Annotated in this window: 14 protein-coding genes and 1 pseudogene; 12 read left to right on the forward strand and 3 right to left on the reverse strand. The window is 66.9% G+C overall.

Going from position 1 to position 12,693, the window contains the following annotated elements; all coding sequences use genetic code 11:
• Positions 1-427 precede the first annotated feature (427 nt).
• The 3 genes from OG747_RS33300 (at position 428) to OG747_RS33310 (ending at position 1,971) form a co-directional block, all read left to right on the forward strand.
• A complete protein-coding gene (locus OG747_RS33300) occupies positions 428-742 on the forward strand; it encodes a polymorphic toxin type 50 domain-containing protein (protein ID WP_405883062.1) in 315 nt (104 codons plus the stop codon).
• On the forward strand, positions 739-1,074 hold the full coding sequence (locus OG747_RS33305; protein ID WP_405883063.1) for a hypothetical protein: 336 nt from the start codon (positions 739-741) through the stop codon (positions 1,072-1,074). The genes OG747_RS33300 and OG747_RS33305 overlap by 4 nt, the downstream gene beginning before the upstream one ends.
• Before the next feature lie 510 nt (positions 1,075-1,584).
• Complete coding sequence (locus OG747_RS33310; protein WP_405883064.1) at positions 1,585-1,971, forward strand: DUF5958 family protein; 387 nt, start codon at positions 1,585-1,587, stop codon at positions 1,969-1,971.
• A gap of 490 nt (positions 1,972-2,461) precedes the next feature.
• Here OG747_RS33310 and OG747_RS33315 read toward each other — a convergent pair whose 3' ends face one another.
• Together OG747_RS33315 and OG747_RS33320 are read right to left on the reverse strand one after the other, a co-directional pair.
• Complete coding sequence (locus OG747_RS33315; protein ID WP_405883065.1) at positions 2,462-3,505, reverse strand: IS110 family transposase; 1,044 nt, start codon at positions 3,503-3,505, stop codon at positions 2,462-2,464.
• Between the two features lie 199 nt (positions 3,506-3,704).
• Positions 3,705-3,854, reverse strand: a pseudogene (locus OG747_RS33320) (helix-turn-helix domain-containing protein); the annotation flags it as partial.
• Positions 3,855-4,520: 666 nt separating this feature from the next.
• On the opposite strand from OG747_RS33320, the gene OG747_RS33325 reads away from it, so the two are divergent.
• The 7 genes from OG747_RS33325 (at position 4,521) to OG747_RS33355 (ending at position 8,708) form a co-directional block, all read left to right on the forward strand.
• Complete coding sequence (locus OG747_RS33325) at positions 4,521-5,768, forward strand: helix-turn-helix domain-containing protein (protein WP_405883066.1); 1,248 nt, start codon at positions 4,521-4,523, stop codon at positions 5,766-5,768.
• A gap of 157 nt (positions 5,769-5,925) precedes the next feature.
• On the forward strand, positions 5,926-6,264 hold the full coding sequence (locus OG747_RS33330; RefSeq protein ID WP_405885818.1) for a hypothetical protein: 339 nt from the start codon (positions 5,926-5,928) through the stop codon (positions 6,262-6,264).
• Complete coding sequence (locus OG747_RS33335) at positions 6,257-6,544, forward strand: hypothetical protein (protein ID WP_405883067.1); 288 nt, start codon at positions 6,257-6,259, stop codon at positions 6,542-6,544. Before OG747_RS33330 ends, OG747_RS33335 begins: the two co-directional genes overlap by 8 nt.
• A gap of 139 nt (positions 6,545-6,683) precedes the next feature.
• Positions 6,684-7,178 (forward strand): winged helix-turn-helix domain-containing protein, encoded by a 495-nt coding sequence (locus OG747_RS33340; RefSeq protein WP_405883068.1) that lies wholly within the window; start codon positions 6,684-6,686, stop codon positions 7,176-7,178.
• 41 nt (positions 7,179-7,219) lie between these two features.
• Complete coding sequence (locus tag OG747_RS33345; protein WP_405885820.1) at positions 7,220-7,735, forward strand: transposase; 516 nt, start codon at positions 7,220-7,222, stop codon at positions 7,733-7,735.
• A gap of 91 nt (positions 7,736-7,826) precedes the next feature.
• Positions 7,827-8,297: a DUF5959 family protein gene (locus OG747_RS33350; protein WP_405883069.1), complete on the forward strand. Its 471-nt coding sequence runs from the start codon at positions 7,827-7,829 to the stop codon at positions 8,295-8,297.
• Between the two features lie 177 nt (positions 8,298-8,474).
• Positions 8,475-8,708 (forward strand): hypothetical protein, encoded by a 234-nt coding sequence (locus OG747_RS33355; RefSeq protein ID WP_405883070.1) that lies wholly within the window; start codon positions 8,475-8,477, stop codon positions 8,706-8,708.
• A 364-nt stretch (positions 8,709-9,072) separates the two neighbouring features.
• Here OG747_RS33355 and OG747_RS33360 read toward each other — a convergent pair whose 3' ends face one another.
• Positions 9,073-10,461: an IS1380 family transposase gene (locus OG747_RS33360; protein ID WP_331743605.1), complete on the reverse strand. Its 1,389-nt coding sequence runs from the start codon at positions 10,459-10,461 to the stop codon at positions 9,073-9,075.
• Between the two features lie 187 nt (positions 10,462-10,648).
• Here OG747_RS33360 and OG747_RS33365 point away from each other — a divergent pair, with 187 nt between their 5' ends.
• Positions 10,649-10,975, forward strand: a complete 327-nt coding sequence (locus OG747_RS33365; protein ID WP_405883071.1) for a hypothetical protein — start codon at positions 10,649-10,651, stop codon at positions 10,973-10,975.
• A 257-nt stretch (positions 10,976-11,232) separates the two neighbouring features.
• The gene (locus OG747_RS33370) at positions 11,233-12,582 is read left to right on the forward strand and encodes an ISL3 family transposase (RefSeq protein ID WP_405883072.1); all 1,350 of its coding nucleotides are present in this window, start codon (positions 11,233-11,235) and stop codon (positions 12,580-12,582) included.
• Positions 12,583-12,693 lie beyond the last annotated feature (111 nt).

The raw sequence follows: 12,693 nt of genomic DNA on the forward strand, positions 1-12,693 counted from the left end.
CTTCACGTCCGCCGCCGGGCTCACCGAGGGCGGTGGCCGGCGCTGCCTCCGGCGGGGAGCGAAGCTCCCGGCCGCCCGTCGCAGGCCGACCTTTCCCGTCCCGGCCCCTGCGCTGCGAGACTGACCGACGCACCGGCTGGCCGCACGCCTGCTGAGGGCCGCCCCGGCGGCCGCCCGCCGAACCGCGGAGGCCATTGGGCCTGGCGAGTGGTCTAGACCCTTGACGGCAGTAGTGACGGCAACAACCACGAACAACCCCGGCCGAACCCGTACCTCAGCGGACCGCCGAATACCGCTTGACCTGCGAAAACGCAGGTAGAGAGGGGTCGCTTAGCACACGTACTATGTGCTCGCGGGGACGACGCCGGTCCTCGTTCACAACTCGTGCCCGCGATTCATTGCCGACTCCTCCGGCAATATTGTCGAATTGCCGAAGGTCAATTCGACAATCAGTAGGCAGAAACAGGATCGGCATATCCTCGGAGGGAATGGATATAGGGGCGGTGGCTATTTCAATTCACATGCCGATGCGCAGGCGGTGCTCGATGCCTACCAGGCAGGAACGGCGGAGATCATGGGGATAACCAAGACGGGTAATATTCAAATTCGAGTCCCCTCTGTCGTAGGCTACGACAATAATCCAGGAATGAACCGATTTGGGGTTCCCACCAACATATTCATGATCAAGGGAACTAAGAGTCCGAGCGTTGTGCCGATGAATCCCCAGGCGAGTGCGCCATGATTGACTCTCATGGACATCAGCGCGAGAATGAGATCACGCTTTTTGCCGTACAGGCGCTCCTCGGTTTGATCTCCGACGATGTGATTGCCGTGGGTGTGCGCGTCGAGGAGGAGCGCGTAGAATTGGTCTTCTGGGCTCATCGCCATTCGAGTGAACTTGAAGACGATGCGGAAGAAGCCACGTTCGAGCTGGATGCCCTATTTTCCGGTGATCATCCGTTGATCGAGTACGCGATCAAGATGGGCGAACCGGATCCGAAGTCACTCGGGTCAGCGGGTCGCATGATCTATTGGGCGAAAATTCGGGATGGGCGTCGCGATAGTGACGAGTAAGTAGGCGTGCCGCAGCCGAAAGGGGCCCCGCCGGAAGGCATTCGACGGGGCCCCTGAGCTGCCTGCGTCACCGGCGAAGAACAGGACTGCGAAGCCGCGTCCGGCGTGATGCATTCCCCGGAAGGGCTACTTGCTGGCGGGTGAGACTCCTGTTCTCGTACACAATGCAAATTGCGGTCTTAGGACGTGGTCCGAGGCAGGCATAAGCCCATCCGACGCGAAGCACATCCAGAATGCTGCAGATAAGCAGGGGCAGCCGATTATTGTCGTAGGGAGTCGAGCGGGGAACGGGAACCTCAATCCGACCTCGGACTGGGACTACATCCTGACTGGCCCGTCCCGATCCCGTCATAGCGTCCAGAACTCTCTGCCCCGGGGAACCGGGGCCGGAGAGGGTAGCGGCCGTGGCCGTGACTTCTATCAGAGCTACAACCCTAACGCGCGGTACTATACGGAACTGGACACGAGTAAGCCGCACGTCATATTCCTACCGGGGGGGCAGTGAGGCGGATGGAAGAATCGGAGCGGATTATCAATGAAATCGCTCAGGGGCTAATCCAGCTAGACGAGGGGGTTAGGTGGTTCTCCGCTCTTGAGTCCGCCCAGCAGAAGGCCGTGCTGCGCGAGGTAGTAAATTATTCAATGCAAGCTCACGCGACCGTTGAGGACGGCCGTGAAGGGGTTTCGAGATCAGGAGTGAAGCCCACAGCCAATCCAGCCGTGATGATCGTTCGAGAGCCGCTTCCCGACAGGATGGCCAAAATCATCAATCTTCCGGACTCTGAGAACGTGAAGGCCTTTCGTGTACTGGTCTCGACGTTCTCCGTGGCTGACACGCGACGAAGGGAAACGGAGTGCCGAGGAACTTGTAGCCACGCTTGGCACAACCTGTCGTAGGCGCCGACGTCCCCGGTGCGTTGTAGAGGGAGTTGCCGGGGATTTCTGAGCTCGCTTGGACGCACATTGGGAGCCCCTGCCGAGTCGTTACTCGGCGGGGGCTCCTGGGCATTTGACGGCAACGGTGACGGCAACGTCATCCCTGAAAGGGCGGGGTCGGTCAAGTGTGGTGCTTGTCCGGGTTCTTCCTGTTGCGTCGTGGGCTGAGGGCGTGCTTGGGCAGGGGGACGGTCCGTGCCCGTTCCCAGGGTGGTGCTGTGGTCCCGCCGGGGGGGCGGGAGGTGTAGGCGTGTGCGGGGCACCAGGTGTGATGCTGAGGTGGCGGCGCCTGGGCTGCCGGTCATCCCTTCGCCGCGCCCGCGTGGCTGCTGCGGTGCGGCATGGTGTGGTTCGGCACACGGCCGACGGGATCAATCAGCGGAGCGGCCTCGCCGTGCTGCGGGGGCCAGACGTTGCGGCGATCGCGCGTCGGACGTGGGTTCGGTGCTGTTCACGTCTCGTCCGTGCGGGCCAGGCAGCGGATCTCGTCGTCGCGCAGCCCGTAGTAGACCAGGGTGAGCAGTTTGCGGGCCGCGGCGGTCTTGGCGATGTTGCGTGCCTCGGCGCCGCGACGTGTCTCGATCCGCTCCCGGTGGGCGCGTATCGGGGTGCCGTCGGGGGCGTGCTGGACGGCTTCCACGGCGGCCCAGCGCACCAGCTTGGAGCCCTGTTTGGTGAGATGCCCGCGCACCACCTTCAGATCCGACTCGCGGTGGCGCGGGGTGAGCCCGGCCCACGAGCACAGGTGCTTGGGCGACGGGAATCGCGTCACGTCGCCGATCTCGGCGACGAAGACCGCGGCCAGGACCGGGCCGATGCCGCCGATTGTCTGGATCGCGCGGTATCCCGGGTCGGCGGCGAGCCGGGCGGCGATCTCCCGGTCCAGCCGGGCCAGTTGCCGGTCGAACGCGCTCATCACCTCCCGCAGCGCGTGCAGGCGCGCTGTGTAGCCGGCCGGCAGCGGCAGCTCGTCCAGGAACGCGGCCCCCTGTACGCCGAACAGGTCGCTCATCGGCACCGCGATGCCGTGCTTGGCCACCACGCCGTGGGCCTGGTTGCGGCAGCTGGTGCGCAGGTTGACCAGTTTGTGCCGGCCGCGCACCATTTCCCGCAGCTCGCGGGTCTCGGGTGGGGCCAGCCAGGCTTTCGGCAGGCGCCCGAGCCGCAGCAGGTCGGTCAGGTCGGCGGCGTCCCTCTCGTCGTTCTTCACCCGTCGGTAGGTGAACGCCTTGACCCCCAGGGGGTGGGCCAGGTGGACCTCGGCGCCGGCCTCGGCGAGTGCGTCGGCGGCCCAGTACCAGCCGAGCGTGGCCTCCGGCACGACCTTCGCCCCGGGCCCGGCCTTGGCGATCTCCCGCTTGAGCCGGGCCGGATTGTTGGTGAAGCGGACCATCCTGCCCAGCCGCTGCCCGTCCGCTGCCATGCGCACGAGCACGGAGCGGCATCGGTGCAGGTCCATTCCCACCCACTGCACACCTTCGTACGGTGACGTCATTGAGGGCCTCCCCGAGTTCGGACTTCAGCCTGAGCCGAGCATCCCGCGCACCCGGCAGGAGCGGGAGGCCCCGCTCCTTTCATCGCATCAGCGGACGGATGCTGCACGAAGTGGCGGTTCGTCGGCGTCGTCGGGCCGGGTGGCGGGCTTGGCGGGGCCGCGGAGGGCGTTGCTGAGAAAGTCGATTGCGTCGCGCACGGGAACGGTCCGCCAGACCCGACACGGCATACCGCGACTTCCACCCGCTCACCGTCTGCCTGGACACACCCAGCCGAGCCGCGACCTCCGTCACCGTCGCACCCGCCAGCACCGCAAGCACAGCCCGGTATCTCTGCTCGACAGCCGACAACTCCACCAGCACCAATCCCGGCCTCCCCGCACACGCCGCAACGACGCCCACAGAAAAGCCGATCGCGGCCACTGTCAACCATCAGCTGGGACCGAAGTGTCAAGCATCACCCGGGACCGAACAACTCGGCCCGTGGCTGAGCTGTTCAGAGTTTCTTTACTTGATCATGGCGGCCCGCTGGCGCGGCCCGCGCGCGCTCCGGCCCTGCGGGGCCGCCGCCCGCTCCTGTCTCCGCCCCGCTTGCCGGCGGCCCCGCCGGTCCGGGCGCGCAACAGCCAGCACAGCAAGCCCCCTGGGGCTCTGCCCCAGACCCCGGCCCTCCCTCCGAGGGGCAGGGGGCCCGTGTGCGGGTGCGGCTTCGTTGTGGCTAAGGGTTCGCGGTCGCGGGAGGGGTCCCTCGCCGCCCGGTCACCGGAGGCGTACCAGGAACCCCCGGGGGCCGCCAAGGCCGAGCGCAAGCGTCACGGGGTGAGCCTTGGCGGCCCCCGGGGAACCCTGGCACGGCGAAGCTGCCCGACCGACGAGGGACCCCTCCCGCTCAGGCCCCGATCCTGCCGGAGTTCCGGCTCGCCACGTGGTGGGGTACCCCTGTGGGTGGGTGTCTGCTGGATCGCCCCCGGCTGATGCGCCGGCCGGGCGTACCGTGGAGTGGGAGGTGGTGAGTTGATGATTACGGAGTTGGCCGACAACGTCCGCAAGTACCGGCGTCGCGCGGGGATGAGTCAGGAGGAACTGGCCCACGCCGCAGGCGTATCGCCGGGCACGGTACGCAAGGCCGAGCAGGGCGGCACTCTCCGCATGGAGACCTTGCACACGCTCGCCCGAGCGCTGGGGGTGACCACCGCCGCCTTGATGGCGTCCGATGCCCCGGAGCCCGTCGGGCAGACCGAGGAGCCGAACCGCGTCAACCTGATCCAGCTCCGCGCCGTCCTCACCCCAGCCGTCGGGCTCGTGGACCAAGACGCCGAAGCCGTGGACGAGGAACCGAACCTGCGCACCTTCCGGCGGACGCTGCAAGACGCACGGGTGCTGTACTTCTCCGACAGCTACAAGAGCGTCGCGGCTCAACTGCCGGGCCTGCTGCGTGATGCTGCACAAGCCGTCGCCTACTACGACAGCGGGGACGAGTACCGGCAGGCCCTGTTGGCCCGCGCCGAGGCGCTGCGTCTGGCCGGCACCTACCTCACTCAGGTGCGGCAGTACGACATTGCGTATGCCGCTGTGCGCGGCGCCATCATGGATGCCCGTCAGGCCGGAGACATGCTTGCGGCGGGCTCTGGTGTCGGTTGCATGTGCTGGCTGCTGGTGAGGCAGGGACGGTTGGACGAGGCGGAACAGGTCGCCGCCCAGAGCATGGACGCGGTGGAGCCGAAGATCACCGGGGCCGAGCCGGACCACTACGCGGTGTGGGGCGGCCTGGCGATGGAGGCCGCCGCAGCAGCCGCGAGGAACAACCGTCCCGACGAGGCGAAGGCGTACCGTCAAGCCGCCCGGGTGGCGGCGACCGCTGTCGGGACGGCGCATCGCAATGTCTCCCGGCACTGGTCCGTCTTCGGGCCGGTCACCGTCGCGGTCAAGGCACTTGAAGACTCCATGGTCATCGGTGACGCCCGCGCGGTGGTGCGCAAGGCGGGCGAGCAGGAGGAGTTGTCGCCCAAGGCGTGGAAGCGCTTGGGCAGGCCCAGCGCCAACGACGGGAACCGCTTCACCCTCGATGTGGCGCGCGCCTACACCCGGACCGGCGACTTGTCCGCCGCCATGGACGAGTTGACCCGTGCCAGGGAAGCCGCCCCGCAGTGGCTGCGGCACCAGAACGGGGCGGCCGAGACCATGCAGGAGATCCTGGGCAAGCGCAAGCGCACCCTCACGACGGAGATGCGCGAAATGGCCGACTACCTGGGCGTCGTCGGGTAGCCGCCACGCAGCGTGGCAGTTCGAGAACCAAGAGTCGCGAACTGTCATGGCGCCCACCTGGGGTGACGATTAGTCAGGGCCTACGGTCTGTGTGTCCACAACCAGTGACCCAGGCCGGGGGTGCCCAGTGAGCGAGCCCAGGAGCGATGCCGACCGTATGCGTCGCAGAGACTTGTACGACGCCGCATCGGGTGGGACTGGTCCCCGCTTACTGCCGTGGACCAGCCCGGAAGGGAAACCCTGCTACCTGAGCAGCGACGGCCGGGGCTACCTCTCCACGCTCGCCGACAGCATCGAGACGGTACAGCTCAGCATGGGCCAGGAACTGTTGGACTACGCCCGCGAGGCCACGGCGCCCGGCGCGAAAACCCTGTCGGCGACCGAGTATCGCTGGCTGGCCTGCCGGTTGACAGAAGCCCTGGCAGACGCGCTCAGGGTTGCGGACTCGCGCGGACAGCGCATCCCGGATCAGGGAGAGGGGACCGAGGATGCCTGACTCTCCGAACGTCGGCGCACCAGTACGCGATGCCTCTCGGGGGCGCTACCGCTTCCGCGAGTACCGCGTGACCACCGTCCCCGACCCTCTGGCGCTGCCGACCATTGAGGCGGTCTGCGTCACTGGCGAAGAGCGCAGCTGCGGTGCCACGTCAGGCACGCTGCACACCCCGGACGAGCTGACCCGCTGGATCGCCGGACACTGCGCCCAGAGCGGCCACGAGCTGTACGAGCAGACCGTCCGCGCCCTCGTCCGTGCCGAGCCTGGCGCATGGCAGTGAAGTTCCCGGGGGTGACACCACGCCAGCGGCAACGCGACCGCGCGGCCCGAGCCCTTGACGGCAGTACTACTGAACTTGATCGGGTGATGTCGGGCTGTTCGCCGGACAATACGCAGGCGACTTCGGTAGTCCTGGTGCGGTGAGATATCCGCAGGGTGGTGGCTTGACGGATGCCGAGAGGGTCGCACGGGAGGGGGTCCGGCGCCAGGCCGTGAGTCGTTTCGAGGCTGGCGAGAAGAACCGGGAGATCGCCGCCGCGTTGCGGGTCTCGGAGCGGTCGGTGGAACGTTGGCGGCGACAGTGGCGCGAGAACGGCTACGCAGGGGTGGCCTCGAAGGGGTCACCTGGTCGACCTCGACTGTCTGACGCACAGATGGCCAGGCTGGAGCGGGAGTTGGAGCGTGGCCCGCTGACACACGGGTGGACCGATCAGCGGTGGATCCTGGCCCGGGTGGAGACGATGATCGGTCGGCTGTTCCGCATCTCCTACACGGTGGAGGGCGCCTGGAGGTTGCTTCGTCGATCCGGGTGGTCGTGGCAGCAGCCGGCCCGACGTGCGATCGAACGCGAGGACGAAGCCGTGGAACTGTGGAAGCGGGAGGTGTGGCCGCAGGTAAAAGCGCCGCGGCGGTGAACGGAGCCTGGGTGGTCTTCGAGGACGAGGCCGGCCAGTCGATGACGCCGCCGCGTGCCAGGACCTGGGGACGCCGGGGCAGCACCCCGGTCGTGCGCGTGCGGGGCCGCGTCTCGATAGCAGGCATGACCTGCTACAAGTCCGGTGAGCGGTCCCGTCTGATCTACGCGATCCGCGAGTACCAGGGCCGCAAGGACGAGCCGAAGGGCTTCGGCTGGAAGGACTACCGAGACCTGATCATCCGCGCCCATCCACAGCTCGGCGGACCGATCGTGCTCGTGTGGGACAACCTCCGTATGCACCTGGTCGCGCCCCTGCGGGAGTTCTTCGAGGCCAACGGCGCCTGGCTCACCGTGTTCCAGCTACCGACCTACGCCCCGGACCTCAACCCGCAGAAGGGCATCTGGTCCCTGGTCAAACGCGACATCGGCAATCTTGCCGCCGCCAACCTCGGCCAGGTCACCCGCGCCGTGAAGCGCAAGCTCAAGATGCTGCAGTACCGGCCGGAGGCGATCGACGGCTGCCTCGCGGGCACCGGACTGGTCTTGGACTGGTGACGCAGCGGGCTCGGGCCCGGGTCCCCAGCGCTCTGCGATGAGTCGTAGGGCATGATTCAGGCGATCTGAACCTTCGAGGGGGCGTGGTGCAGTGTCAGAGCCGGAGCCGGTCGACCTGATTCACCTGTCAGATACAGAGGGCAACCGCTGCATCGTTCGGGTGACCCGCCGCTTCCAGCCGGGCATCCTCACCGGCCACGACATCCTGTGCGCGGACGTCTTGGCATCCGCCAGTTTTGTCGACGCCCGGCTTGACCTCTACCTGTTCCAGCACGATCTGGCAGCCTGGGAGCTCCAACTCGACCACCTGGAACTTGGTGGCAAGGCCTCGATAGGAGGAGACCGTGGCCTGAGCCTGGGCTTCCACCTGCATGAGGACCACTCGGTGACGGTAGCCGTTGACGATCCTGCTCGACTCACCACGATGCTGTGGATACGCCCGGCACCGGACTGGATCGAGGAACATCGCCGCCGACTCGCCGAGTTCCGGCAGACATGGCCGAGCGAGGTCACCGAAACCGCGCCAATGGTCTACATGTGGAGCCCGAACCGCAGTAGCTGAAGCCACATTGACCGTCACAGCCACCCGCGTACCCAGGCCGACATCACGAGTTCAAGTTCAGTAGCGACGGCAACACCCACGGATTTCCCCGCACAACCACGGACGCCAGCGGAACCCGAAACAGGCACTGACCTGCAAAGAAGCAGGTAGAGCGGGTCCGCGTAGCACACGTACTATGTGCTGGCCGGAGACATGCCGGTGCTCGTTTATAATTCGGGTGGGAGCGACGATCCTGGCTCGTTCTCCGGCACGGTCTTCCGGGATGGAAAGTACCGGTTTCAGATCTACTCCAACGATCACGGCCCTGCATACGGGCACTTGATCGGACCGGGAATCAAGGGAGACGGTATACAGATCGGGCAGAACGGTAATCCGCTCGACCCCGATATTCAGCTGACCAAGGATCAGTAGCGCGTCATTGACAACAACCTGGGGGACATTCGCAAGGCCATCAGGAAGAGCATGGCTGCTTATGGATTGGCTGGGAGAAATGAATGCTAGTTTCTCGGATCTTGGGGCCGTCGTCCTGGAAGTTGCTCGTCGCGCCGGCAGCGAGACCGTCGACCTGTCCAGTGGGCACGCACGTTGGGAAGTCTACCAACGGGCCATGGATGAGCCCGGATCCACCGGCTTGATTCCCGGTTGATCGTTTCGGGGTCGCGCAGGCCGTGTCGGGGCTGAGTTGCGGATTCGGGCATGGGGTGGCCGCTGGTCTGCCCAGCTCTTCCACTTTTTCCACAGGTCTCGGGCCCTTTCGGGCGGGTCGGTCAGGGAGTCAGAGGACTGGCGGTGCATGCACCGTGTTGAAGAGCTGGGTGAAGTCCTCGCTCCAGGGCCAGCGTTCGGGCAGGTGCAGGGTGAGGCGGCGGGCGGATCGGGCCAGGCGGGCGGGCACGTTGATCAGGTGGTCACGGATGGTGGCGGTGGTTGCTCTGGCATGGAATGTTCCGGCCAGGGCGCCGGCGGCGCGGGTCAGGTTGTGTGCCAGGGCCGCCAGGGCGAGCCATGCGGCATTGGCCTGGAAATGACCGGACGGTGCGTGGGCGAAGGCGCTGTTCTTGACATCGGCGATCACCTGCTCGACGACAGCGTGCCGGCGGTGATCACGCTCGGCGTCCTTCAAGGCGAGCGGGGAGTCGGTGAACGCGGCGTGGTGGCGCCAGGTGTCGAAGAGGGTGCCCTGCCCGGCGGGGACGGCGTCAGGGTTCAGGCGCTTGACGCGGCGCACGATCAGACGGGCGGTGACCTGCTGCTTCTTCGGCTTGGAAGTGAACGCGGTGTAGGGGACCTCGGCGATCTCGGCGTCGGAGATCCAGCACTGGCCCTCCTCGTCCCAGACAGCCTTGGGGTACTTGATCGGCGTCCAGGCGGTCTCGTCGATGTGGGCGATGGCGGCCTTGACGGAGGCGTTCATCCGCACGGTGACGGAGAAGCGCGCGCCCAGCGCCCGGCAGGTGTTGATGACGTCGGCGCCGTAGAACGCGGAGTCCGCCCGCATCACCAGCAGGCCGCTCGCGCCGCAGGCGCGGGCGGTGCGGATGGTCTCGGCCACGAACGCTGCCGCCCCGCGCGCGGAGTTCGAGGGCCCTTTACGCAGCCTGGTGGCGGCGATCACGGGGGCGGCCAGGGGTGTGGAGACGATGCCGAGCAGTGCGTTCAGGCCCTTGACCTTGCTGTATCCGTAGCCGGCGCCCTGTTTGGCGTAACCGTAGGTGCGTCGGATGGTGTCGTCGATGTCCACGTAGGCCACCTGGTCCGCGCCGGGCAGCAACGGGGTGTGACGGGCCAGTTCGGGCAACAACCGGCGGGCCACGGCATGCAGTTGCTTCACATGCCCGTGGGTGAAGGAGCGCAGGAACGACCCCAGCGTGGACGGGGCCCGCACTCCGGAGAACAGGCGGCCCATCGCGCCGTGCCGCAGCCGGTCCATGTCCTCGATGCTGTCGGCGCCCGCGGCCATACCGCCCACCAGCGACATCAGCTTCGCGGCGGGGAAGGCGCCGGTGCCGTCCTTCGAGACCGGCAGCCTGATGTGCTCCCCGGCCAGCGCGGGCAGACCGCACCGTTCGGCCAGCCGCACCACCGGCTCCAGCCCGCCGTACGCGACCAGGTTCGGATCATCGAACGTGGAAGAGACCGCCGCCGCGGCATGGGAGGATTGCATCTCGGAAGTGCCTTGTCGATCGTGCCTGATGTGGTCCTAGAGAAACCCCATCATCGCAGGTCACAGGGCACTTCTTCGTTTCCGGAAGAACTATCCACAGGCATCAAGCCGGTGGATCCGGGATGAGCCGACCGAATGGGGCTCGCTTCTGGAAATCGTCGGGCTGGAACCTGATCCGTCGATCGCCATGTCCGTAATTTTGCAGATGCTGGAACAGGTTCCCGAGGCCGAGAGGATTTTCTGGGCCGAAAGGATCTCAGTAGAAAACAAGCGTTCGGTGGCCGTCCTGCGCGTACGCGAACTGCGGATTCTGGACGCCGTGAGCGGCGATGCGGGAGGGGAATACGCTCCAACATCCGACGAGGTTTCGGAATGGTCCGACTGGCTGCAACGTCGAGCTTCGGAAGGGTCGTCCTCGTTGAAGGTTCTGGAGCGACTGAGTCAATTCGGGCGAACGAGGCGGGTCAAGCATCTCTCCGCAGAGCGGCTGCGCGGGCTGCGGCAGGCATCGTAATCGGCGGAGGTTTCGGCCCGGGGGTCTGGGTCCCGGGCCGGGGCTGTTCGAGGGGTGACAGGACCCGGTCCAGACGGCGGTACCGGTAGTTCGTTAAAACGGGTCTTCGAACTTGATGGGGGTGCGGCGGTGACGGGCGGGCTCGCCGGTCACTCTGCGTGAGGTAGTTGGGGTGGCGGTACCCCGGACGCAAGGAGCCCGCGGGTCTTCGTGATCATGGTTGTTCTCTACGCAACCGATCATGAAACCCCACGGGCTTGAACATCGACGATACCGGGACCAACGAGGCGGCCACGCGACTTCTGGGGCTGGAGGGGGTGAGTGTGATCAAGGTCAAGGACGATGGATCGGGTGGTTCGACGGTGTACGTCGTCACGGCCGAGGACTCCGCCCGGGCCTGCCCCTCGTGCGGGGTCTTCGCCACCCGGCTGAAGGATTACCGCACCACCCGACCCAGGCACCTGCCCTGTGGTGGGCGCCCGGTGAGTATCCGGTGGCGCAAAGCGCGCTGGCGCTGCACCGAACCCGCCTGCCCACGCGGCTCGTTCACCGAGGCGATCCGCGCGGTCCCCGCCGGGATGCGCACCACCACAACCCTGCGCCGGGCGGCGGGGGCCGCGGTCTGCGACGGCTCTCGCACCGTCGTGCAGGCCGGCCGCGACCTGCACCTGAGCTGGCCGATCGTGCAGCACTGCTTCGAGAACTACGCTGCGAAAGCCCTGCCCGAGACCCCGCCCGCGACCTCGGCGATCGGGATCGACGAGACCCGGCGGGGCAAGCCGGCGTGGAAGCAGAACCCGGCCAGCGGGAAGTGGGAACTCCTCGCGGACGCCTGGCACATCGGCTTCGTCGACGCGATCGGCGGACGCGGCCTGTTCGGCCAGGTCGAGGGCCGCAACGCGGCGTCGGTCGCTGACTGGCTCACCTCCCAGCCCGCGACCTGGCGCGAGCAGGTCCGCTACGTCGCCATCGACCTGTGCTCCACCTTCCGCGCCGCCGTCCAGCGTGCCCTGCCGCACGCGACCGTGGTCGTGGACTGCTTCCACATCGTGCAACTCGCCCAGCGCCACCTCGCCGACCTGCGCCGACGCCTCACCTGGAAGCAACACGGCCGCCGAGCCCGCAAGGGCGACGGCATCTACACCGTCCGCAAACTCCTGCGCCGCAACAAAGAGGACCTCAGCGAGAACCAACTCGCTCTACTCAAGGCCGAGTTGGACCACATGGGCACCTACGGCCGGCAGATCTACGCGGCCTGGCAGGCCAAGGAACTGCTGCGCGACCTCCTCCACCTGGCCGTCAGCCGCACCCACCACGCCCCCGACCGCTCCGCGATCTCCGCCGCCCGCCACCGCTTCCTCTCCCACGTCGCCGACCACGCCCACCTGCCCGAACTCGTCACCCTTGCCGAGACCGTCGAGCAGTGGTGGGACGGCATCGAGACCTACCTGACCACCGGGATCACCAACGCCGCCTCCGAAGGCAACAACCGCCTCATCAAGCTCGAAGCGCGCAACGCCTTCGGCTTCAGGAACCGAGAGAACCAACGCCTGCGCTCACGCTGTGCAACCACTCGGCGGAGCCGACGGGAGGCGCACCCCCACTAAATTCGAAGACCCGTTAAAACCCGACGGTAGAGATCAATGCCGTGTCCTGTGGTGACTGCGTCGATCAGGGCCTGGAGCTCGGAGGGCGGATCTTTGTCCGTCCGGGCTCGC

It is taken from the genome of Streptomyces sp. NBC_01384 (assembly GCF_045040035.1).
In the GTDB taxonomy this organism is placed as follows: domain Bacteria; phylum Actinomycetota; class Actinomycetes; order Streptomycetales; family Streptomycetaceae; genus Streptomyces.